Source organism: Actinomyces sp. MRS3W (assembly GCF_032465695.1).
In the GTDB taxonomy this organism is placed as follows: Bacteria; Actinomycetota; Actinomycetes; order Actinomycetales; family Actinomycetaceae; genus Actinomyces.
On record NZ_JAWDJJ010000172.1, the window covers coordinates 1 to 20,083 of the forward strand.

General features: G+C 68.8%; 18 protein-coding genes. 11 read left to right on the forward strand and 7 right to left on the reverse strand.

Annotated elements, in window-relative coordinates; genetic code table 11:
- Positions 1 to 827: 827 nt before the first annotated feature.
- Positions 828 to 1,619: a transcriptional repressor LexA gene (gene lexA / locus RWX45_RS06255; RefSeq protein ID WP_316022902.1), complete on the reverse strand. Its 792-nt coding sequence runs from the start codon at positions 1,617 to 1,619 to the stop codon at positions 828 to 830.
- A gap of 213 nt (positions 1,620 to 1,832) precedes the next feature.
- Between lexA and RWX45_RS06260 the strand changes: the two genes are divergently transcribed.
- The 3 genes from RWX45_RS06260 (at position 1,833) to RWX45_RS06270 (ending at position 4,393) form a co-directional block, all read left to right on the forward strand.
- Positions 1,833 to 2,570, forward strand: a complete 738-nt coding sequence (locus RWX45_RS06260; RefSeq protein WP_316022903.1) for a LysM peptidoglycan-binding domain-containing protein — start codon at positions 1,833 to 1,835, stop codon at positions 2,568 to 2,570.
- A gap of 127 nt (positions 2,571 to 2,697) precedes the next feature.
- Positions 2,698 to 3,207 carry a transcriptional regulator NrdR gene (gene nrdR, locus RWX45_RS06265; RefSeq protein WP_316022904.1) on the forward strand — a complete coding sequence of 170 codons (510 nt, stop codon included), beginning with the start codon at positions 2,698 to 2,700 and terminating at the stop codon, positions 3,205 to 3,207.
- A 61-nt stretch (positions 3,208 to 3,268) separates the two neighbouring features.
- Positions 3,269 to 4,393: a glycosyltransferase family 4 protein gene (locus RWX45_RS06270; protein ID WP_316022905.1), complete on the forward strand. Its 1,125-nt coding sequence runs from the start codon at positions 3,269 to 3,271 to the stop codon at positions 4,391 to 4,393.
- A gap of 22 nt (positions 4,394 to 4,415) precedes the next feature.
- Here RWX45_RS06270 and RWX45_RS06275 read toward each other — a convergent pair whose 3' ends face one another.
- The gene (locus RWX45_RS06275) at positions 4,416 to 5,156 is read right to left on the reverse strand and encodes an IclR family transcriptional regulator (protein WP_316022906.1); all 741 of its coding nucleotides are present in this window, start codon (positions 5,154 to 5,156) and stop codon (positions 4,416 to 4,418) included.
- A gap of 153 nt (positions 5,157 to 5,309) precedes the next feature.
- Between RWX45_RS06275 and leuC the strand changes: the two genes are divergently transcribed.
- The 3 genes from leuC to RWX45_RS06290 all read left to right on the forward strand — a co-directional run bounded on the left by leuC (position 5,310) and on the right by RWX45_RS06290 (position 8,413).
- A complete protein-coding gene (leuC, locus tag RWX45_RS06280; protein WP_316022907.1) occupies positions 5,310 to 6,734 on the forward strand; it encodes a 3-isopropylmalate dehydratase large subunit in 1,425 nt (474 codons plus the stop codon).
- 35 nt (positions 6,735 to 6,769) lie between these two features.
- Positions 6,770 to 7,453, forward strand: coding sequence for a 3-isopropylmalate dehydratase small subunit (gene leuD / locus RWX45_RS06285; RefSeq protein WP_316022908.1), 684 nt, complete (start codon positions 6,770 to 6,772; stop codon positions 7,451 to 7,453).
- Between the two features lie 90 nt (positions 7,454 to 7,543).
- Complete coding sequence (locus tag RWX45_RS06290; protein ID WP_316022909.1) at positions 7,544 to 8,413, forward strand: GntR family transcriptional regulator; 870 nt, start codon at positions 7,544 to 7,546, stop codon at positions 8,411 to 8,413.
- A 101-nt stretch (positions 8,414 to 8,514) separates the two neighbouring features.
- Here the strand turns inward: RWX45_RS06290 and RWX45_RS06295 are convergent, their stop codons facing one another.
- The 4 genes from RWX45_RS06295 to RWX45_RS06310 are packed head-to-tail and all read right to left on the reverse strand — an operon-like array spanning position 8,515 to position 13,218.
- Positions 8,515 to 9,600 carry a 2-keto-3-deoxygluconate permease gene (locus RWX45_RS06295; protein ID WP_316022910.1) on the reverse strand — a complete coding sequence of 362 codons (1,086 nt, stop codon included), beginning with the start codon at positions 9,598 to 9,600 and terminating at the stop codon, positions 8,515 to 8,517.
- A gap of 31 nt (positions 9,601 to 9,631) precedes the next feature.
- Positions 9,632 to 10,660, reverse strand: coding sequence for an alcohol dehydrogenase catalytic domain-containing protein (locus tag RWX45_RS06300; protein WP_316022911.1), 1,029 nt, complete (start codon positions 10,658 to 10,660; stop codon positions 9,632 to 9,634).
- A gap of 39 nt (positions 10,661 to 10,699) precedes the next feature.
- On the reverse strand, positions 10,700 to 11,956 hold the full coding sequence (locus RWX45_RS06305) for a four-carbon acid sugar kinase family protein (RefSeq protein ID WP_316022912.1): 1,257 nt from the start codon (positions 11,954 to 11,956) through the stop codon (positions 10,700 to 10,702).
- On the reverse strand, positions 11,953 to 13,218 hold the full coding sequence (locus RWX45_RS06310; RefSeq protein ID WP_316022913.1) for a RuBisCO large subunit C-terminal-like domain-containing protein: 1,266 nt from the start codon (positions 13,216 to 13,218) through the stop codon (positions 11,953 to 11,955). Before RWX45_RS06310 ends, RWX45_RS06305 begins: the two co-directional genes overlap by 4 nt.
- A 324-nt stretch (positions 13,219 to 13,542) precedes the next feature.
- Here RWX45_RS06310 and murA point away from each other — a divergent pair, with 324 nt between their 5' ends.
- The 3 genes from murA to RWX45_RS06325 all read left to right on the forward strand — a co-directional run bounded on the left by murA (position 13,543) and on the right by RWX45_RS06325 (position 16,951).
- Positions 13,543 to 14,865 (forward strand): UDP-N-acetylglucosamine 1-carboxyvinyltransferase, encoded by a 1,323-nt coding sequence (murA, locus tag RWX45_RS06315; protein ID WP_316022914.1) that lies wholly within the window; start codon positions 13,543 to 13,545, stop codon positions 14,863 to 14,865.
- Between the two features lie 206 nt (positions 14,866 to 15,071).
- Positions 15,072 to 15,905 (forward strand): lysophospholipid acyltransferase family protein, encoded by an 834-nt coding sequence (locus RWX45_RS06320; protein WP_316022919.1) that lies wholly within the window; start codon positions 15,072 to 15,074, stop codon positions 15,903 to 15,905.
- Entirely contained in the window at positions 15,902 to 16,951 is a 1,050-nt protein-coding gene (locus tag RWX45_RS06325; RefSeq protein WP_316022915.1) for an NAD(P)H-dependent glycerol-3-phosphate dehydrogenase, read from the forward strand. The genes RWX45_RS06320 and RWX45_RS06325 overlap by 4 nt, the downstream gene beginning before the upstream one ends.
- 132 nt (positions 16,952 to 17,083) lie before the next feature.
- Here RWX45_RS06325 and RWX45_RS06330 read toward each other — a convergent pair whose 3' ends face one another.
- Positions 17,084 to 17,824, reverse strand: a complete 741-nt coding sequence (locus tag RWX45_RS06330) for an AMIN domain-containing protein (protein ID WP_316022916.1) — start codon at positions 17,822 to 17,824, stop codon at positions 17,084 to 17,086.
- A 272-nt stretch (positions 17,825 to 18,096) separates the two neighbouring features.
- On the opposite strand from RWX45_RS06330, the gene RWX45_RS06335 reads away from it, so the two are divergent.
- Together RWX45_RS06335 and RWX45_RS06340 are read left to right on the forward strand one after the other, a co-directional pair.
- On the forward strand, positions 18,097 to 19,317 hold the full coding sequence (locus RWX45_RS06335; protein WP_316022917.1) for a D-alanine--D-alanine ligase family protein: 1,221 nt from the start codon (positions 18,097 to 18,099) through the stop codon (positions 19,315 to 19,317).
- A partial coding sequence (locus RWX45_RS06340) for a thiamine-phosphate kinase (RefSeq protein ID WP_316022918.1) occupies positions 19,304 to 20,083 on the forward strand: 780 nt, incomplete at its 3' end. The genes RWX45_RS06335 and RWX45_RS06340, both read left to right, overlap by 14 nt.

The window sequence follows — 20,083 nt, forward strand, 5'->3', positions numbered from 1 at the left end:
CTCGGCTACTGATCCGGCGAGTGCAGCCACGCGCGGCCTCGACGGCGCACACACCACGGATGGGCCGACCCTACTGGGGCCGGCCCATCCGCATGCCGAGATGATTGAATCCCAGGGGAGTGCGGCTGTCCTGCGCCGCCGTGGGCCGGTGTAGTGCGAGATAGGGCGACGCAGGGCGAGGCGTGACGGGGCGAGGCGCCGCGACGCGGGGCAAGGCGTGGCGAGGCATGACGACGCGGGGCAAGGCGTGACGCCGCGACGCGGGGCGTGCTGGCTGGCGCGTGGCATGCTGTCACCGAAACCGGCACTAATAACGTGCCCAAACCGGCACAAGTAACGTGCCGAAACCGGTCGATGTGGTTGTGGCGGTCGGCGCGTGTCGGCGCTGCGGGGCCGGATTCGGGTCGTGTTCGAACTCCTGCCAGAACACGCCCGAACAGCGTCCCCGCTGCAGACCCCGCAGACGAGTGTCGTGCCGCATTGAGAACGCCCAGCAGGCAGCCACATGCACAGTCGATGCCTGGACGTCGCGGGCGTTGGGGTGATGAGCTTCTTGTCGGTTTTCGGCTCGGCCGATGCCCCGAGCGCTGTCAACGTTGAGCCGCAGCGGTACCCGCCTCGTCATATCGACCGGTTTCGGCATGTCATTAGTGCCGGTCTCGGTACGTTACAAGTGCCGGTCTCGGTACGTTATTAGTGCCGGTTTCGATGGTAGGCGTTGGGATGCGTGCAGAGCCGGGCAGGCACGTGCCGAGCCGGGCACGTGCGGAGCCGGGCGTGGTTGCGCTGGCTCTTTGACACCAGGCGCTTCTGGGCGGCGGGGGAGACTACAGGGCGCGCAGGACGGTGACGACCTTGCCCATAATCGTCGCCTCATCGCCGGGGATGGGGGCGTAATCGGGGTTGCGCGGCAGCAGCCACTGGTGGCCGTCCTTGCGGGAGAGCACCTTAACCGTGGCGGAGGCGCCATCGACGTCGTCGACCATTGCGGCCACCACATCGCCGTTGTCGGCATCCGCCTGGGCGCGTACTACCACCCAGTCCCCGTCGCAGATCGCCGCGTCGATCATGGAGTCGCCGTGGACCTCCAGCATGAACAGCTCCCCGTCTCCGGTCAGCCGCCGGGGGAGTGCCAGCACATCCTCAACCTCCTGCTCGGCCAGGATGGGGGAGCCGGCGGCGATCCGGCCCACGAGCGGCACCGCCACCGCCTCGCCCTCGCCAATTCCGGGTAGCACCGGCAGCGATGGCTCTGGCACGTCGGGGGAGGCCTCGGCGGGCTCGGCCGGGTGTGCGACGGCGGCGGGCGTGGGTGCGGTGACCTCCAGAGCACGTGGACGGTTGGGGTCGCGGCGGACCAGTCCCAGGCGTTCGAGCTTGTCGAGCTGGTGTTTGACCGACGACGGGCTGGTCAGCCCCACCCGGGCACCGATCTCCCGCATCGAAGGTGGATAGCCGTGAGAGGCGACCGCCTCGCATACGGACTCGTACACCGCGCGGGCGCGCGCGTCCAAGGAGTGCAGGGACTCCTCAAGCGAGTGGTCCTCCGGGGGCGTTGCGGGAATCGCCGCAGCGGCATCCGCGCTGAGGTGGTCGTCCGGACGGGTGGTTGCGCTCATCGCCTGTCCCTCATTCCCGGACTCCCGACGGCCGGGTGGCCGGTTAAGGAGCCCGAATTCATGTCGGTGGCCCGTGATGGTCTTGACCCGTCAAGACTACGGCCGATCGTCCAGGTGTTCAAACATGTGTTCGAAAACGCTCTAGACGTGTCGGACGCCAACCGCTAATCTATCGAACAGACGTTCGTCGAACGTGTGTTCTAGGAGGCTTCCATGAGTGCTCTCGCCGCTCCACTGCCGCCCCGTCTTCGGCTGGTCCCCAGCGAGCAGGGGCAGACTCGCGCCCCGCTGCGCAGCGTTCCCGGATCTGCCGCGGTCCGCGCCGTTGCGGATGTAGATGCAGCTGCTGTCCAAAGCACCCCGCAGCGCCCCCACCTGCGCCTCGTGACCGGAGGCGCCGCCGCGCCCGCTGCTGCGCCCGACGCCCTGCCGCTGGAGCTGACGCGGCGCCCACATGCCCCGCGTCGGATCCGTCCCGAGCAGGCGAAGCGCTCCGCGGAGGTCGCGCGCCCGGCGCCGGCAGGCGGCGCCTCCGGAGCGTTGGAGGGACGGCGCCAGCCCCTGGAAGAGCTTGCTCCCACCCATCCGGCCGTCCGAGCCCGGCGTCAGCGCCAGGTTCGCGCCGCTGCGGTAGCGGCTGCGTCCGTCTCGGCTCCCGCGCGCAGCACTGCGCCGGCCCTGCCCGCCGCCATGCGCCGCCTGCTCGTCGTCGGCGCCCTCGTGTTCGCTGTGGTCCTAGCCCTCGCCGGCGGGATCGTTGCCTCCGGCTTCGACTCTGCGCCGGTGGAGACCACCACCGCCACCGTGCGGCCCGGCGAGTCCCTGTGGGACATTGCCGTGGCGACCGGTGCCGGGGACGTCGCCGACACCATGGCGCAGATCGTCGACCTCAACGATCTGACCACCTCGACGCTGCAGGCGGGGCAGACGCTCATCGTTCCGGCGGGCTGAGCGTCGGCAGTAGCCCTATCCCCGCGGCGGCGGCGCCACTATGGCGCCGAATCGCTTGCGGAGTGGTGCAGTGCACGCATAATCTCCGAACTGTCAGTACGGTGAGGAGAACCGGAAGGAGCCGGGCGTGCGCTGTCCTTTCTGCCAGCACAACGGGTCGCGCGTCGTCGACTCGCGCACCTCTGAGGACGGCACGGCGATCCGTCGTCGTCGTCAATGCATCAAGTGCGGGCGCCGCTTCACCACCATTGAGGCGGCCAGTCTGTCGGTGCGCAAGAGCTCGGGCGCCATTGAGCCCTTCTCACGTGACAAGGTCATCGGCGGCGTGCGGCGTGCTTGCAAGGGGCGGCAGGTCGGTGACAAAGAGCTCGCGCTACTGGCCCACAAAGTCGAGGAGAAGATTCGCGCCACCGGTCATGCCATCGTCGACTCTCGCGAGGTCGGCCTGGCCATCCTGGATCCGCTGCGTGAACTCGACGAGGTCGCCTACCTGCGCTTCGCCTCGGTCTACTCCGACTTCAACTCGCTGGAGGACTTCGAGGCCGCCATCGCCGAACTGCGCGCCGCCAAGGCCGCCTGTCAGGACGCGCCCGTCCCGCAGGACCCGGAATCGTCTCCCGCATCCACAAGCGCCTGACCTGCGGGGTCTCGGCGCTGCTGCCGCTGCGGCGCCGGGCGCGCATGGCACACTGGCGTCCATGCGCGTCCTCATCGTCTCCGACTGCTACGCGCCCAGGCTGGGCGGTATTGAGACGCAGGTTCAGGATCTCGCCCGGAACCTGCTAGCGGCCGGCCACGAGCCCGCCGTCGTCACCGCCACCCCCGTCGGCGCCGCGCGCGGACGCAGCGTAGAGCGCCCCGACGGGTTCCCGGTCTACCGCACCACCGTGCGTCTGCCCGGCGAGCTGCCCCTGCATCCGCGCGCAGGGCGCGAGTTGACCGCACTCATGAAGCAGCTGCGCCCCGACGTCGTCCACGCCCACGTCGGCGTGGTCTCGCCTTTCGCCTGGTCCGGCATTGGCGCCGCCAGGCGGGCGGGACTGCCCCTGACGATCACCTTCCACTGCGTGCTCGGCGGCTGGGCAACCGCCTGCGGCGCGCTCGGAGCCGCAAGCCCCGTGCGCATCTGGCAGCAGGACGGGGCGGACCTGACCGCCGTGTCCTCCATGCTGGCCACCCAGGTCGAACAGGCCGGAGCGCGCAGCCCGGTCACCGTCCTGCCCAACGGGATCACCGTGGAGGACTGGCGCCTGCCTCGCCCAGACCCGGCCGCCCGGGCCGAGCGTCCGCTGCGCGTGGTCGCTTCCCTGCGGTGGATCGAGCGCAAGCGCCCGCTGCAGGTGGTGCGCGCCTTCGCCGCCGCGGTCCGCCAAACCGGGGCCGACGCCGTGCTGGACATGTACGGGGACGGCCCGCTGCGCGACAAGCTCGCGCAGGAGGTGGCCGACTCCGGCATGGCCGAGCGGATCACCCTCGTGGGTCGAGTCGGCCGCCCCGAACTGGCGCGGGCCTTCACCCAGGCCGACATTTACCTGCAGACCTCGCCGGCGGATTCCTTCGGGATCAGCGTCCTCGAGGCGCGCTCGGCCGGGCTGGCGATCGTGGCGCTGCGCACCTCCGGCGTCACCGACTTCATTACCGACGGCGTGGACGGGCTGCTGGGCGACGACGACGCCGGCCTCGCCCAGGCGCTGGCCCGCCTGCTGGAGCAGCCCGAGCTACTGGCGCGCATCTGTGAGCACAATGAGCGCGTCGACCCGCTGCCCGTGTGGAGCGAGGTCACGCAGCTGAACCTGGCCGCCTACCGGCGCGCCATCGGCTGAGGAAGCGTCGGCGCCCGCGCGGTCAGCCCTCGTCGTTGTTGCGCAGCACCTCGGAGAGGCGGCGCGCTGCCGCGGCGACGACGGGGCCGTGCACGCGGCCGGGCTGGCGGCCCATACGCTCGATCGGGCCGGAGATGGATACCGCGGCGATGACCTTGCCGCTGGCCCCGCGCACGGGCGCGGAGACGCTCGCCACGCCCGGCTCGCGCTCGCCCACGGACTGCGCCCAGCCGCGTCGACGGACGGCGGAGAGCATCGTGGCGTTGAAGCGCGCCCCCACCAGGCCGCGGTGCAGCCGATCCGGCTCCTCCCAGGCCAGCAGTACCTGTGCGCCGGAGCCGCCCTGCATGGACATGGTGGCGCCCACCGGGATGGAGTCGCGCAGGCCGATCGGGCGTTCGGCGTTGGCCACGCACACCCGCACATCCCCCTGGCGCCGGTAGAGCTGGGCCGACTCGTGCGTCTTGTCCCGCAGTGCGGCCAGCACCGGCCCGGCCGCCGCCAGCAGGTGGTCCTCGCCGGCGGCCGAGGCGAGCTCGTTGAGCCGTGGTCCGAGAATGAACCGCCCCTGGGCGTCGCGGGCGAGCAGCCGGTGGAACTCGAGCGCCACCGCAATGCGGTGCGCCGTCGGGCGCGCCAGGTGGGTGGAGGAGACCAGTTGTGCCAGTGTGGCCGGGCCCGCCTCCAGGGCGCTCATGACCAGCGCCGCCTTGTCGATGACGCCAACCCCGCTGCCGCTTTCGATGTCACCCAGACTGTCCATAATCTGATACTGCCATTCCGAGTGGTGAGACTTCAAGTAGCGTGTAGTCAGAAAAACGCCCGGAGTTTGCCGCTTCCATCCAAGCCGAGCATGATCCCCGGGCCGAATGTCCCAGGAACCCCTGGGATGCGTCCCCGGAAAGGAAGTGCAGCGATGGGAATGACGCTGGCGCAGAAGGTGTGGCGTGACCACGTGGTGACGCCGGGTACCGACGGAGCTCCCGACCTGCTCTACATCGACCTCCACCTCGTGCACGAGGTCACCAGCCCCCAGGCCTTCGAGGGTCTGCGCTTGGCCGGACGCAAGGTTCGCCGCCCCGACCTCACCCTGGCCACCGAGGACCACAACACCCCCACCCTCGACATCGACCTGCCCATCGCCGATGTCACCTCCCGCACCCAGATCGAGACCCTGCGCGCCAACTGCGCCGAGTTCGGGGTGCGCCTGCACTCCCTCGGCGACGCCGACCAGGGTATCGTCCACGCCGTCGGCCCCCAGCTGGGGCTCACCCAACCGGGCATGACCGTGGTGTGCGGAGACTCCCACACCTCCACCCACGGCGCCTTCGGGGCCCTCGCCTTCGGCATCGGCACCAGCCAGGTCGAGCACGTCCTGGCCACCCAGACCCTGCCGGTGGCCCCCTTCAAAACCATGAGCGTGCGCATCGACGGCGACCTGCCCGCTGGAAGCGGCGCCAAGGACATCATTCTCGCCATCATCGCGAAGATCGGCACCAACGGAGCCCAGGGGCACGTCATTGAGTACCGCGGCCGCGCCATCGAGCAGCTGTCGATGGAGGCCCGCATGACGATCTGCAATATGAGCATCGAGGCCGGCGCTCGGGCCGGCATGATCGCCCCCGATGCCACCACCTTCGACTACCTCAAGGGACGCCCGCACGCGCCCCAGGGGGAGGACTGGGACGCCGCCGTCGCCTACTGGAGCTCCCTGCGCACCGACGACGACGCGGTCTTCGACACCGAGGTCGTCCTCCAGGCGCGCGACATCGAGCCCTTCGTCACCTGGGGCACCAACCCCGGGCAGGGCCTGCCCATCTCCGCCGCCGTCCCCGACCCTGAGGACATCGCCGACGAGACCCGCCGTCGCGCCGCCGAACGCGCCCTGGAGTACATGGATCTCAAGCCCGGGACCCCGCTGCGCGACATCAAGGTCGACACCGTCTTCCTCGGCTCGTGCACCAACGGGCGCATCGAGGACCTGCGCGCTGCCGCCGAGGTCATCAAGGGCCGCACCAAGGCCCCCGGACTGCGCATGCTCGTGGTGCCCGCTTCCGCCCGTATCCGCCTGCAGGCCGAGGCCGAGGGACTGGACCAGGTGTTCAAGGACTTCGGCGCCGAATGGCGCAACGCCGGCTGCTCCATGTGCCTGGGCATGAACCCCGACCAGCTCGCCCCCGGCGAGCGCGCCGCCTCCACCTCCAACCGCAACTTCGAGGGACGTCAGGGCAAGGGCGGGCGCACCCACCTGGTGTCCCCGGTCGTCGCCGCCGCCACCGCGGTGCGAGGCACCCTGTCCACCCCCGCGGACCTGCCCACCGGCCAGCCCACCGCCGCCTGAGCCGTACCGTCGACAGCCCGAGAAAGAAGCACGCCATGGAGAAGTTCATCCGTCACACCGGCATCGGCGCCCCGCTGCGCCGCAGCGCCGTCGACACCGACCAGATCATCCCCGCCGTCTACCTCAAGCGCATCACCCGAACCGGATTCGAGGATGCCCTGTTCGCCTCCTGGCGGGCCAACGAAGCCGACTTCATCCTCAACCAGGACGCCTACAAGCGCGCCAGCGTGCTGGTGGCCGGGCCGGACTTCGGTACCGGTTCCTCCCGCGAGCACGCCGTGTGGGCGCTCAAGGACTACGGCTTCAAGGTGGTGCTCGCCCCCCGCTTCGCCGACATCTTCCGCGGCAACGCCGGCAAGCAGGGACTGGTGGCCGGCGTCATCAGCCAGGAGGATGCCGAGCAGCTGTGGAAGATCCTCGAGGCCGAGCCCGGCACCGAGATCACCGTGGACCTGGAGCAGCGCACCGTCGAGGCGGGCTCCTTCCGCACCGTCTTCCAGATCGACGACTACGTGCGCTGGACCCTCATGGAGGGCCTGGACGACATCTCGCTCACCCTCACCCACGAGGATGAGATCCGCGCCTACGAGGATGCGCGCCCGGCATTCAAGCCGCGCACCCTGCCGGCCCGGCACGAGCCCCCGGTGGACGTGACCCCGGCCCGCGCCGCAGACATGCCGGTCCCGGTCGGCTACCCCTTCCTGCGCCCGGGCGCCTGAGCCGCGACGGTAGCGGCGTCTGTTGACACGCCGGCGCGGCGCGCGGCCTATGCTGTCATCGAGCCGAGGGATGCAACAGGGGAGGGCTTGATGGGTGACCAAACGGGAATCGTCGACCGGGCCAGCACTGTCCCTTTGCACCACCAGGTCGCCAGCCATATCACCTCTCAGATCGCTGACGGTCGTCTGCGCAAGGGCGATGATCTGCCTGCGGAGGGCAGCCTCGCCACCTTCTACGGGGTCTCTCGCTCGGTGGTTCGTCAGGCGATGGCGTCGCTGGTTGCCGAGGGGCTCGTGCGCACGCAACGCGGGCGGTCCGCCGTCGTTATCGGGTCCGAACAGTCAGCTGTGACGCGGAATGTGTCCCATGCGGGCGGATTGGCGGAGGAACTGCGCGCTCAGGGCAAGGTGCTTGTCACCAAGGTCCTCAACGTGGAGCGAGTCGCGGCGCCCGCCGGCGTGCGGAGCCTGGCTTTTGCTACCGACTGCTGGCAGACGCACCGGCTTCGCCTAGTCGACGACGGCCCCATCATGTACGTCGTAAATTGGATTCCGTGCACCGTTCTGCCTGAGTTGACGATGAGGGATCTTGAGGGGCATTCGCTTCATGCGCTGATTCGCGCCACCGGCCGAGAGCTGTCCGGTGGGCGCCGCCGTATCAAGGCAGTGTTGCCGCCGGAGTTCGTGCTCGAGCCCCTCGGAGTGAGCGCCAACGAGCCGGTCATCAGCGTTAAGGGCGCCACCTTCACGACACAGGGTGCCTTGGCGGAGTCCTTCCAGCTATGGCACCACCCGTCCTTCGACCTGGAGATCAACGCTTCAGCCCCCGACTCTACGGGTGCAGCTGAACCGGAGTTCGCGCGTGTGGAGGCCGCGCTCGCCGAGCTGACGCAAGCGGTGGCCGCGTGGCGAGACGCGGGCCGTTCGTCGGCGGTGCACCCGACCAAGACCGCCGAATAGCGTACCGGGACCGGAGCGCGCGCCGCGCTCGGCGATGATCAGGGGCGGAGGCAGCAGCCTGCCCCCACCCCTGACCGTGGAAAAGGTGCTGGGAGAGTCGTCTAGGCGACCTTGCCGGCGCTTTGGTAGTGCTCGAGCTCTGCCGCTGGATCGACTCCTCGCCGCTTTTGCCAGGTTGCGACGAAGGAGACCGTGAAGGGCACCAGCAGAGTGGTGAATACCACCGCAGCAGCAATCTGGGCCGTGGCCTGATCGGTGAGTGCGGCGTAGGTGGGGTCGGCCAGAGCAATTGCTGCCGGTGTCGCAATGGCATTGCCCGCTACCGTGCCTTCGGCTGCACCACCGATGATGTTGCGGGTGCGGTGGGGATGACGGTGCACGACGTGGTAGAGCCAAAGCGCGAGCATGCCCGCGCACCCCGACAATACGATCGTCGCCAGCCCCAACACCAGCCCCTGCGCGCCAGCGGTGAACAGGATCCGGAAGTCGATCGAAGCACCGACGAGGAAACCGAGGAAGGGTATGAGCAGGCTTTCGCCGGGCTTGAGGAAGGCTCTGGCTGTAGGGGACAGGTTGCCTAGTGCGAACCCGAGCACGAGGGGGACGATCATCGCCACCAAGTCCGTGATCGGGAAACTCGCCAACCCGGCGACCCCGAGTGCCAGCATGGTGATGAATGGGCCGTCGTTGAGAGCGAGTACGGCGGCGCAACCGCGGTCCACCTTATTGCCGAAACTCCCGGTTAGAGCGGCGTACAGAGCCCCGTTGGAGTTCGTCATGCCAGCGATGATGACCATTGGGGTCAGGCCCAACAGGGTGCCGCTGGGGGACAGGAAGGCCACCAGCATGCCCGCGGTAACGCCTGCGGTGACCTTGCCCAGGAGCAGGGATACGCCCTTTTCCAGGGTGGGACGCGTGGTGCGGAAGTCGAGCTGGGCGCCCATGCAGAAGAAGAACAGTCCCAGGATCGAGGGCAGTCCGGTCTTGAACAGGCCGGTGGTGAAACCGCCGATGAGCAGGGCACTCGGGAACAGCGTGTTAATGAGCGCCCCCAGCAGTAGGGGGACAATCATCAAAGCACCCGGAATGACACTGAGGCGCTGTATCCACTCCTTCTTGGGAGGATCGGCTTGAGCAGACGACGGCGGAGTCGAGTGAATCGGCGGTAACTGTGCGGAGTCGGCCATGTCATTCTCCTTTGAACGAGACGACCGAGCGTCACAAGGAGGGCTGGAAGAGGACCTTACAAGCCTCCCCGCGCAGCAGGGCCATGGCCTTATCGACGTCCTCCAAGCGCACCTTGTGGGTGACGAAGCGTTCAAGGTCGATGATGCCGTCGAGTTGAAGGTCCGCCAGGAGCATCCAGGACTCCCAGATGCGGCGGCCGAACAGTCCCTTGAGGGTGACGCCTCGCTTATTGATATCCCGCGCGACGGGGATGGGAATGTCCTCACCAGGGTGCGCGATGGTCAGGACCGTGCCGTCGATTGATGCCGCTTCAATGAGAGCGGGAATGGTTCCGCGTGCGCCCGACGCCTCGAAGGAGATATCGAAACCGTTCACACCGGCGAGCTCGCGCAAGTCACCTTGTAACGGGTCGATGCCGCGGATTCCGAAGGATTCGGCGAACTCGCGCCGGTAGGTGTTGACCTCGCTGCCGAAGACGGCTTTAGCGCCCAGGCGGACGGCCATAGCGCCGACGGCCAGCCCCACCGGCCCCAGGCCGGAAACAAGGACGGTGGCACCGGCAACCTTGAAATCAGTGCGCTGCATAGCGTGTGCGGCTACGCCGGCGGACTCCATGAGTGCTCCGCATTCGAGGGAGATCGCCTCGGGCAGTGGGAAGCAGGCGTGCGCAGGGATGGTCGCGAATTCAGCGAAGACCCCGCCGAGGTGCATTCCGAGAATCCGGGTGTGCGGGCAGTACTGTGCTCGGCCGGTCCGGCACTGTCGACAAGCCTGGCACACGACGTGGGACTCGAAGGCGACGCGGTCACCCACGTCAATGCCGGTGACAGCGCTGCCGACCTCGATGACGGTGCCGGAGCCCTCGTGCCCCTGGACAATGGGCAGGGTCAGGCCGAATGCCTGGCCCGACGCAGTCCAGTCGTAGATCTCGCGGTCAGTTCCGCAGATCGAGGCGCTGTGAATCTGTACCAGCACATCGCTGGGGCCGGGTGCCACCCGCGGCTGGTCGGTGGTGAACTCGAAACCGGGTTCGGGGGCGGACTTGATGATGGCGCGCATGATGTTCCTCCTTGAACGGCGCGGTCGGTAACCGGGGTACTAGAAGACTGAGAAATCGGACAAGGTGGTGGGTTTACCCACTTGGCCTCCTTTAAGGAGGATTGGGGTGGACGTGGGGACGGCGTCGGCAGTGAAGGACAGGATGGGGCCGGCCTGAACGAAGTCCGCGGCGACCCGGATTTGCCTGGGGTGCAGGGAGGTGACCGTCCACGATGAGGTGTCTCCCCCCAGAACGGCGATGCGAGTACTGGGGTGGTGGTGCAGTGCCAGGGTGATGAGGTCCGCGTAGAAGGAGCCGCTTGCTTGGGCCAGCTGAGCCGGATCGACGTCGGCGTCCTCTTCAACCCGGATCACCAGGTTCTGGTCGGCGCTCAGGGTGTGATCCAGTTGCGCGACGGAGAAGAAGGCCTCGGCCCCCTGTTCCATGGTTGCCAGATCCACAGCGACGGTGCGCCACCCCAGATCTGTCACGTATGCTATCTGCGCCTGTGTGATGGGGGAGCGGGAACCCGATAGCACCAGCGTAGGGCCGGGGGCGAAACTGGTCCGCGGAATGGACCTGCCGTCGGTGAGCTGGCGCGACAACGCCCCGGCAATCCCGCCGGAGCCGACGACCACAACCGGGTGGGCGGCGCTTTGGGCGCGGTCGATGAGGGCGGTGGCAACCAGGTCAAGGTCGGTCTCCTCCAGGGTATCGACGATGATTGCCTCGAGTTTCGGGCGGGTCAGCAGTGCGGGGAGGTCGTCGCCTTGCCGTAGTGCCAGCAGGTCCACGTGGGTGAGCGCCTCGGTGGCGACGCCCTGCTGATGCAGCAGTTGCCGCAGGTCCGACTCGTGCATGGGTGTGCTGGGATGCTGGCTCATGACCGGGTGGCGGTCGAGCCGGAAAACGTCTCCGCCAGCGACGGCGAAGTGGTTGCCGAAGACCGTGTACCTGCCAAAACCGGGCTGGGCGGGGACTACGACGACGGGGATGTCGGGGGACAGTAGCTCTCGAATGAGTCGTACTGCCAGGCCAATGGACCCAGTGGTTGGGCTGGAGTCGAAAGTTGAGCAGATCTTGTACAGGACAACGTCGGTCGGCGGCTGCATGAACAACGGGAGCTTGTCGCGCAGGAAGGACTCGAGCTCGGTCGAATCCAGCGAGCGCGCCGCCGTGGCGATGCCGTTGAAGCCGGTGGACTGATCGGCCAGGTTCTCCTCCTGGACGATTGCCGCCTCCATGCCGTTGCGACGGCATTGGAGTAGAACGTCGGAGGCGCCGGTGAAGTCATCGGCGAGGAAGCGCAGTCTCATTTGTGGCCTCCGAATTTCGCGATGGCGGCATTCAGGGCCGTGTCGCCGGAGTCGGCCAGGCTGGTGGCGCGCTTGCCGAGGTCGTCGCCGTCGAGAGCCGCCTGCCAGGCCTGGCGCATGGAGCGCACTCCAGCTGCGGCGCCGTCCGGGTGGGCAATGATCCCGCCCCCGGCCAGCACCATGACATCGGTGGAGCCAACGGCATCGTAGGTGGCGCGTGCCGACAGGACGGTCTGCCCAGAGGACAGTACCGGAATCGACCGGTGCTCCAGACCCTCGACGCCGGCGTGGATGGTCCGGATGTTTGCAGCGACTTCGTCGTCCTCCTCGGAGAACTTCGACATGAGCCCGGAGACGTGGATGTGGTCGGCGCCAGCAAGCTGTAGCAGCTGCTGCCACGCCCCGAAACTGATGCCGAGCGTGCCACTGCGGGATACGGCCGGGAAACCAGCACGGTGTGCATGGATCTGAAGGCCGCCGAGATGCCGCAGATATTCCAGGCTCGAGATACCCTGGTGGAAGACGGGGAGCATGACGCACTGTCCACCGTTGTCTCGCACCAGGGTGTGCTTACGCTCCAGGTCTTGCGCAGGGCCGGAAATGTTGAAGGCGTAGGGGATACGGCGTCCAGTCTTCTGGGCGGCTCGGTCGGTTTCCTCGGCCACGATCCGGACCCGCTCGGCGAAGGGCAGGTGCGCCGGATCGGCGTTGACCTCGTCGTCCTTTATGAAGTCGATGTCCGCCAGCATGAGATCGCGGACTCGCTGCCGGAATCCTTCGGCGTCCAGACCAATATTCGGCTTGACAATGGTGCCGATGATGGGGCCGGTGGTTACTCCAATGGCCTGCCGGGTGCCGTCGATGCCGTAGGCGGGTCCAGGGTGGGCGGCCGTGAATTCAGCCGGTAGTCGCAGACCGATGACCTTGCAAGCGCTCAGGCTGGCCAGTTCGAAGAGATTACCGGCGATGACCGTCAGTAGGGCGGTGAGGTCGCCACCGAGGTTCGCGGCCGGGTAGCCAATGCGGACGATGCCGGCTCGTGCTCGCTCGACGTGGAAACGACTGGGCAGTGACGGTGGCACCAGCCCCAGGTCGCTCACCTCCAGGACGCGGCCGCCGAACTTCTCGGTCAGCTGGCTGGTCTCTCCGGGGATCTTGATAAAAGTGCCGGACGTCTGCTCGCCAGCGAGCTCGTCCGCGACTGCATGGAGAGTCGTCGTTGACTCCACGTAGTAGGTGCATTCGACCAATGATTCGCTCATCGTCGACCTCCTTCGTATACGTACACCGTGTACGCATAAGTTGAGTGTAGGGGTGTCCTGCGCCACTGTCAACAGGCTTGTGTCAGCTTCTCGTCGCGAGTTAGAGCGGCGCACTGACGGGACGTGCTCGTGCTCTAGCAAGCACGTGACCGGGCGTATTCGGGTGAGTTGCAGGACACGCCCGGGTTCGCTGTGAGCGCGGCGCCCAGGCTTCCGTTGACGCCGGTGCCGCCTATGCTGAGACCACCCGCGCCCAGCGCGGCGGACGGCGTGGAACTGCGACGTCCGAGGTCAACAGCTGCACGTGAATGCACGGAGGTACGCATGGTCGACGGTCTGCTCCAGGTTGAGGGCGGACGCCCGCTCAACGGTGAAATCACCGTCCGCGGCGCCAAGAACCTCGTCCCCAAGGCGATGGTTGCCGCGCTGCTGGGGACCACGCCCTCCGTCCTGCACAACGTCCCCCTCATCCGCGACGTCGACGTCGTCTCCGGGTTGCTGTCCCTGCACGGCGTCAGCGTCGACTACGACCAGGCCGAAGGGGTGCTGCGCCTGGACCCCTCCCGCGTGGAGAGCGCCCACATGGCCGACATTGACGCCCACGCCGGCTCCTCGCGCATCCCGATCCTCTTCTGCGGCCCGCTGCTGCACCGCCTCGGTGAGGCCTTCATCCCGGACCTCGGCGGATGCCGCATCGGCGACCGCCCCATCGACTTCCACCTCGACATCCTGCGCGCCTTCGGCGCCACCGTCGACAAACAGCCGCAGGGCATCCGCCTGACCGCCCCCGACGGTCTGCGCGGCACCGTCATCGACCTGCCCTACCCGTCCGTCGGCGCCACCGAGCAGACCCTGCTCACCGCCGTGCGCGCGGAGGGGCTGACCGAGCTGCGGGGCGCCGCCGTCGAACCGGAGATCATGGACCTGGTCGACGTCCTGCAGAAGATGGGCGCCATCATCTCCGTGGACACCGACCGCACCATCCACGTCGAGGGTGTCGATGAGCTCGTCGGCTACAACCACCGCGCCCTGCCCGACCGCATTGAGACCGCATCCTGGGCCTCCGCGGCGCTGGCCACCCACGGGGACGTCTTCGTCCACGGCGCCCACCAGAGCGACATGACCACCTTCCTCAACATCTTCCGCAAGGTCGGCGGCGCCTTCGACGTGCGCGAGGACGGCATTCGCTTCTACCACCCCGGCGGCGACCTCAAGAGCATCGTGGTGGAAACCAACGTCCACCCCGGCTTCATGACCGACTGGCAGCAGCCGCTCGTCGTCGCTCTCACCCAGGCGGAGGGGCTGTCCATCGTCCACGAAACCGTCTACGAGAACCGCTTCGGCTTCACCGGCGCCCTGCGCAAGATGGGCGCCACCATCCAGGTCTACCGCGAGTGCCTGGGTGGCACCGCGTGCCGCTTCGGCCAGCGCAACTTCTACCACTCCGCCGTCATCTCCGGCCCCACCCCGCTGCACGGCGCCGACATCGTCGTGCCCGACCTGCGCGGCGGCTTCTCCCACCTCATCGCCGCGCTCGCGGCCGAGGGCACCAGCCACGTCGAGGGCGTCAACCTCATTGACCGCGGGTACGAGCACTTCATGAGCAAGCTCGCCGCGCTCGACGCCGACGTCACCCGCCTGGCCTGACCACCCCGCAGCCTCTCCCGGCACGCCGATCCCGTGCGACGCCGTCGCTGGGCTATCGGCGACGGCGGCGGGGCATCGCGGGCGGCGGCGCGAGGGCGGGGCAAGGCTTGGCACGCCTGGATAGGGCGCTGCGCCCGTACCGCGACCAATCCCGACTCCGAAGGCGCGCGAGTGGGTAGAGTGCCAACGTGCCCAACACACAACGCATGTCCCGCTTCTACCGGTTCGCGGCCCGGGGAGCGATCATCCCGTTCCTCAAGGCGGTCTCCAAGCAACACGTGACCGGGACCGAGAACATCCCCCGCAACGGCGGCTTCATCGCGGTGGCCAACCATTTGTCCAACTTGGACCCGCTGACCGCCATGCGTGCGCTCGTGGACGAGGATGTGCCCATCTACTCGTTGGCCAAGTCCCAGCTGTTCGAGATTCCCATCCTCGGGCATGTCTTCAGCGCGGGCGGGCAGATCCCGGTTTACCGGGACTCGGCGAACGCCGGCAACTCACTGGTCGAGGCCGAGAAGCGACTGCGGGCGGGCGACCCGATCATGATCTTCCCCGAGGGCACCCTCTCTCGCGACCCCCTGCAGTGGCCCATGACCGGTAAAACCGGCGCCGCCCGGCTGGCCATGCGCACCGGCGCGCCGCTGCTGCCCATGGGGCAGTGGGGGGCGCAGAACGTCCTGGGCGCCTATGGCAGCGGTTTCCGCCCCTTCCCCCGCAAGGACGTGCATATTCTCATCGGGGAGCCCTTCGACCTGGCGGAGTACGGCTCGGACACCTCCGACCACGAGGCCGTGCGCGCCGCCACCGCCGAGATCATGCGCCGCATCACCGAGCTGGTGGAGCAGTTGCGTGGCGAGAAGGCACCCCGCCCCTTCGATATGAAGTACGACGGCGATCCGGGCAAGGGCAATATCGGCGTACGCCGCCCCGATCCGCCGACGCCTTCGGAACCATCTGCGCCGGAAGTCCCGGGTCCGCAGGAACCTGCGGACCCGGGCGACGTCGCACCCCAGGCCGACACGGAGCGCGAGTCGTGAGCGCCGCCAGCACCCCGCCGTCAGAGCCTGCACGCAAGGCCGCCGTCATCGGCGCGGGCGCCTGGGGGACCACCTTCGCCCGCCTCCTCGCCCAGGCCGGCACCCCGACAACCATCTGGGCACGCCGCCCGGAGATCGTCTCCGAGATCAACGCCGGCACCAACACTCGCTACCTGCCCGGCATCCGCCTGCCCGACACCGTCACCGCCACCACGGACCTGCGTGAGGCCGTGGATGGCGCCGGAATCGTCGTCGTGGTGGTGCCCTCCCAGAGCGCCCGCGGTGTGCTCACCCCGCTGCGCGGCGCGCTGGACGACGACGCCATCGTCGTCTCCCTCATGAAGGGAGTCGAGTCCGGCTCGGGGCTGCGCATGAGCCAGGTCATCGCCGAGGCACTCGACCTGCCCGCGAGCCGGATCGCCGTCATCTCCGGTCCCAATCTGGCCGACGAGATCGCCGCGGGCCAGCCCACCGCCACCGTGGTGGCCGCCCCGCAGGAGGAGACGGCCGCGCGCGTGGCCGCCCTGTGCGCGACGAGCACGTTCCGCCCCTACACCAACACCGACGTGCTCGGGGTTGAACTGTGCGGCGCCGTCAAGAACGTCATCGCCCTGGCCGTCGGCATTACCGCCGGGCGCGGCTTCGGCGATAACTCCAAGGCCACCATTATTACCCGCGGACTGGTGGAGATCACCCGTCTGGGGCTGGCGCTGGGGGCTACCCCCGAGACCTTCGCCGGGCTGGCCGGCATGGGAGACCTGGTGGCCACCTGCTCCTCACCGCTGTCGCGCAACCAGACCTTCGGGCGACGACTGGGTGAGGGCATGAGCGTGGACGAGGCCGCCGCAGCCTCGCGTGGGGTTGCCGAGGGCGCCAAGTCCGCGCGCGCCGTGCTCGACCTGGCGACGGCGCACGGGGTGGACATGCCCATCACCGCCGGCGTCGTTGCGGTGGTTGAGGGCGCCGCCACGGTGGAGGAGATCAACGACGCGCTGCTGTCCCGCCCCCGCAAAGCCGAGGGCGTCAACGCCGCGCCCCTGCCCTAGCCGCGCCCCAGTCGAGCTCCTGGCAGCGCCCCAGTCATCGAAACCGGCACTTGTAACGTGCCGAGACCGGCACAAATGACGTGCTGAAACCGGCACAAATGACGCGCTGAAACCGGCACAAATGACGCGCCGTCAGTCGTTTTGGTCGTCGTCGTCGGCGACGTCAATGACCAGGCGGGTGGGGTTGGTCAGCGTGAAGATCCGGTAGGTCTGAGAGTCGGTGCCGAGGATGACCTGGAACTGGGCTTCGAAGGTGAGGTCGAGGTAGGCCTCCTCAATGCCCTCGTCGTCATCGCGGCCGACGGCATCGAAGTCGAAGCGGACCGGCTCGGTGTAGGCGACCGCCTGCTGCTCCTCGCTGATGGGCATGGTCACGCCCGTGCCGATGACCACCAGGGTGAAGTCCCCGGCCACGTCCACGGCATCGCCCTTGCCCTGGGTGTGGGCCTGGTCGGTCCACTGCGCAGACCAGCCGGGTGTGCCCTGCCCGGAGAACTCCACGACAAAGCGGGAGTAGTCCTCGTCGTCGTGGGAGCCGATGCGCACGTCGCTGATAATGAGCTCGGAGTCGGCGCTCGGCTCCTGGCCTTCGGCGCCGGTGCCCCAGGCGGGGGCGCTCGACGGGCTCGTCTCCTCCTGGGTGAGCGAGCCGGTGACGGTCGGCGTCTGCGTAGCCGCCGGCGATTCCGACGCCCCGGCGTCCTCGCTCGGCTCCGCAGAGGCGACCGAGGACGCTCCTGCCGTGGCGGTGGGGGAGGGCTCCTCCGAGGCGGTGTCGGTGCCCTGCCCACACGCCCCCAGGGCGAGGGGCCCGGCGAGCAACAGCGCCAGCGCGGGGAGGAACGTGCGGCTGCGGGGCATGTGGCGTGTCATGGTGTCTCCTGACCTCGGATGGAACCACGGTTCCGATGTGATCCAGCATACGGAACCCTGTGCGTGATGTACGCAATATCGGCCGGGTCGGCTCGATTCCCGCGCTGGTCCCGGCCCATGCTTGTCCCCCTCAGGCGGGCGGAACCGGGACAGGCCTCGCCTTCGGTATATGCACCGCCGACCAGAATTGCGGGCGCACGAGCGGGGCTGGAATGCGTATCGCGTGGCGGTTCGCCGCTGGGTGCGTTCCTCGCCGCGGTAGCGTAGCCACCATGTCGGACAACCCCGCAGCCGCCGCAGTCAGCCCCGGTGACGCTGCGCCCGCCCCAACCGCCTCCCTGACCGCGAATGCTCCCGCGGGCCACAGCGATGGGCACAAGCCCCGAGTCGCCGTCGTCTTCGGAGGGCGCAGCGGCGAGCACACCATCTCCTGCGCGACCGCCGCGGGCGTGTTGGCCGCCATCGACCGGGACCGCTACGACGTCGTCCCCATCGGCATCACCAAAGACGGCCATTGGGTGCTCGTCGACGACGACCCCGACGCCCTGCGACTGGACGACGCCCGCCCCCCGGTGGAGATCACCACCGACGGGCTCGGCCGCGGCGAACTGGCCATGCGGCTGGGCGGCGGAAATCTGACCGCGATCACCCCCGCCGGCCCCGAGGTACTCGGCGCCGTCGACGTCGTCCTGCCCCTGTTGCACGGCCCCTACGGCGAGGACGGCACCATCCAGGGCATGCTGGAGATGCTGGGCCTGCCCTACGTCGGCTGCGGCGTGCTGGCCAGCGCCGCCGGCATGGACAAGCAGGTCACCAAGGTGCTGCTGAGCGCCGCCGGCATCCCCACCGCCCCGCATGTGCTGGTGCAGCCGCACCGCTGGCGCCAGGATCGGGCCGGAGTCATTGCTGAATGCCGGCGGCTGAGCTTCCCGCTATTCGTCAAGCCCGCCCGCGCCGGCTCCTCCCTGGGCATCACCCGGGTCGAGGACGCCTCCGACCTGGAGGCGGCGATCGAGGCGGCCCGCGCCGTCGACCCCAAGGTGTTGGTCGAGTCCGGCATCGCCGGCCGGGAGATCGAGGTGGCCGTGCTCGGCGGTCACGACGACGGCGCCCCGCGGGTGGCCGAACCCGGCGAGATCGTCATGGACGCCGCCCACGGCGCCGGCGAGTTCTACGACTACGAGACCAAGTACCTGGCCCACGACGCCGTCGCCATGGTGTGCCCGGCGCGCATCCGCCCCGAGGAGCGCGACCTGCTCATGCGCCGGGCCGCCGAGGCATTCCTCGCCATTGGGGGCGAGGGGCTGACCCGCGTCGACTTCTTCCTCACCGCCGACGGCGAGGCGATTGTCAACGAGGTCAACACCATGCCCGGCTTCACCCCCTTCTCCATGTACCCCTACATGTGGCAGGTTTCCGGGCTGCCCTACCGCGATCTGGTGACCGAGCTCATTGAGCTGGCGCTGGAGCGCCCCACCGATGTCAACCGCTGAGTCCGACGACGCCGGGACCGTCCTGGCCGGCTGCGGCACCGAAGCCGTCGCTTCCCACGGCGCTGCCGTCGTCGACTCCATTACCGACGCCGCCCCCGCGCCGACCGTCGCCGACCTGGGGGAGGAGGCGCTGCTGGCCGCCTTCACCCCGCTGCTGCCGCGCTCGCCCCGCGCGATCGTGCCCAATGGAGACGATTGCGCCGTCATTGCCGCCCCGGACGGCCGCTACTGCGTGAGCACCGACGTGCTCGTCGAGGGTGAGCACTACCTTCCCGACTGGTCCACCGCCCGCGACGTCGGGGCTCGCGCCGCCGCCCAGAACCTCGCCGACATCGCCGCCATGGGGGCGCGGCCGGTGGCGCTCGTCGTCAGCCTGGTGCTGCCGCGCGCCACCCCCGTCGCCTGGGTGCAGGACCTCGCCCGCGGCTTCGCCGACGCCTGCGATCCAGCGGGGGCCGGCGTGGTCGGCGGCGACATGAGCGTGGGGGATCGGGTGGTCATCGCCGTCACCGTTCACGGGGACCTGGAAGGCCGCGCCCCGGTGCTGCGCTCGGGCGCCCGCCCCGGCGACGTCGTCGTGCACGCGGGCACGCTGGGTCGCTCAGCTGCCGGACTCGCCCTGCTGGGGGCCGGACTGGACGACCGTGCGGACGGGTGGGATGACGCCGTACATGCCGCCCGCGCATATGTGCGGGGCGATACGGGTGGTGCCGGTGCGCAAACCGGTGACGGTAGCGAGGCCGCCGCCGAGTGCCTGCGCATCTAC

Bases quoted from the DNA above. Each gene is read 5' to 3' on its own strand.
- lexA (WP_316022902.1), bottom strand. From the start codon at position 1,619: ATGAGCGCAACCACCCGTCCGGACGACCACCTCAGCGCGGATGCCGCT.
- RWX45_RS06260 (WP_316022903.1), top strand. From the start codon at position 1,833: ATGAGTGCTCTCGCCGCTCCACTGCCGCCCCGTCTTCGGCTGGTCCCC.
- RWX45_RS06270 (WP_316022905.1), top strand. From the start codon at position 3,269: ATGCGCGTCCTCATCGTCTCCGACTGCTACGCGCCCAGGCTGGGCGGT.
- RWX45_RS06275 (WP_316022906.1), bottom strand. From the start codon at position 5,156: ATGGACAGTCTGGGTGACATCGAAAGCGGCAGCGGGGTTGGCGTCATC.
- leuC (WP_316022907.1), top strand. From the start codon at position 5,310: ATGGGAATGACGCTGGCGCAGAAGGTGTGGCGTGACCACGTGGTGACG.
- leuD (WP_316022908.1), top strand. From the start codon at position 6,770: ATGGAGAAGTTCATCCGTCACACCGGCATCGGCGCCCCGCTGCGCCGC.
- RWX45_RS06290 (WP_316022909.1), top strand. From the start codon at position 7,544: ATGGGTGACCAAACGGGAATCGTCGACCGGGCCAGCACTGTCCCTTTG.
- RWX45_RS06295 (WP_316022910.1), bottom strand. From the start codon at position 9,600: ATGGCCGACTCCGCACAGTTACCGCCGATTCACTCGACTCCGCCGTCG.
- RWX45_RS06300 (WP_316022911.1), bottom strand. From the start codon at position 10,660: ATGCGCGCCATCATCAAGTCCGCCCCCGAACCCGGTTTCGAGTTCACC.
- RWX45_RS06305 (WP_316022912.1), bottom strand. From the start codon at position 11,956: ATGAGACTGCGCTTCCTCGCCGATGACTTCACCGGCGCCTCCGACGTT.
- RWX45_RS06310 (WP_316022913.1), bottom strand. From the start codon at position 13,218: ATGAGCGAATCATTGGTCGAATGCACCTACTACGTGGAGTCAACGACG.
- murA (WP_316022914.1), top strand. From the start codon at position 13,543: ATGGTCGACGGTCTGCTCCAGGTTGAGGGCGGACGCCCGCTCAACGGT.
- RWX45_RS06320 (WP_316022919.1), top strand. From the start codon at position 15,072: ATGTCCCGCTTCTACCGGTTCGCGGCCCGGGGAGCGATCATCCCGTTC.
- RWX45_RS06330 (WP_316022916.1), bottom strand. From the start codon at position 17,824: ATGACACGCCACATGCCCCGCAGCCGCACGTTCCTCCCCGCGCTGGCG.
- RWX45_RS06335 (WP_316022917.1), top strand. From the start codon at position 18,097: ATGTCGGACAACCCCGCAGCCGCCGCAGTCAGCCCCGGTGACGCTGCG.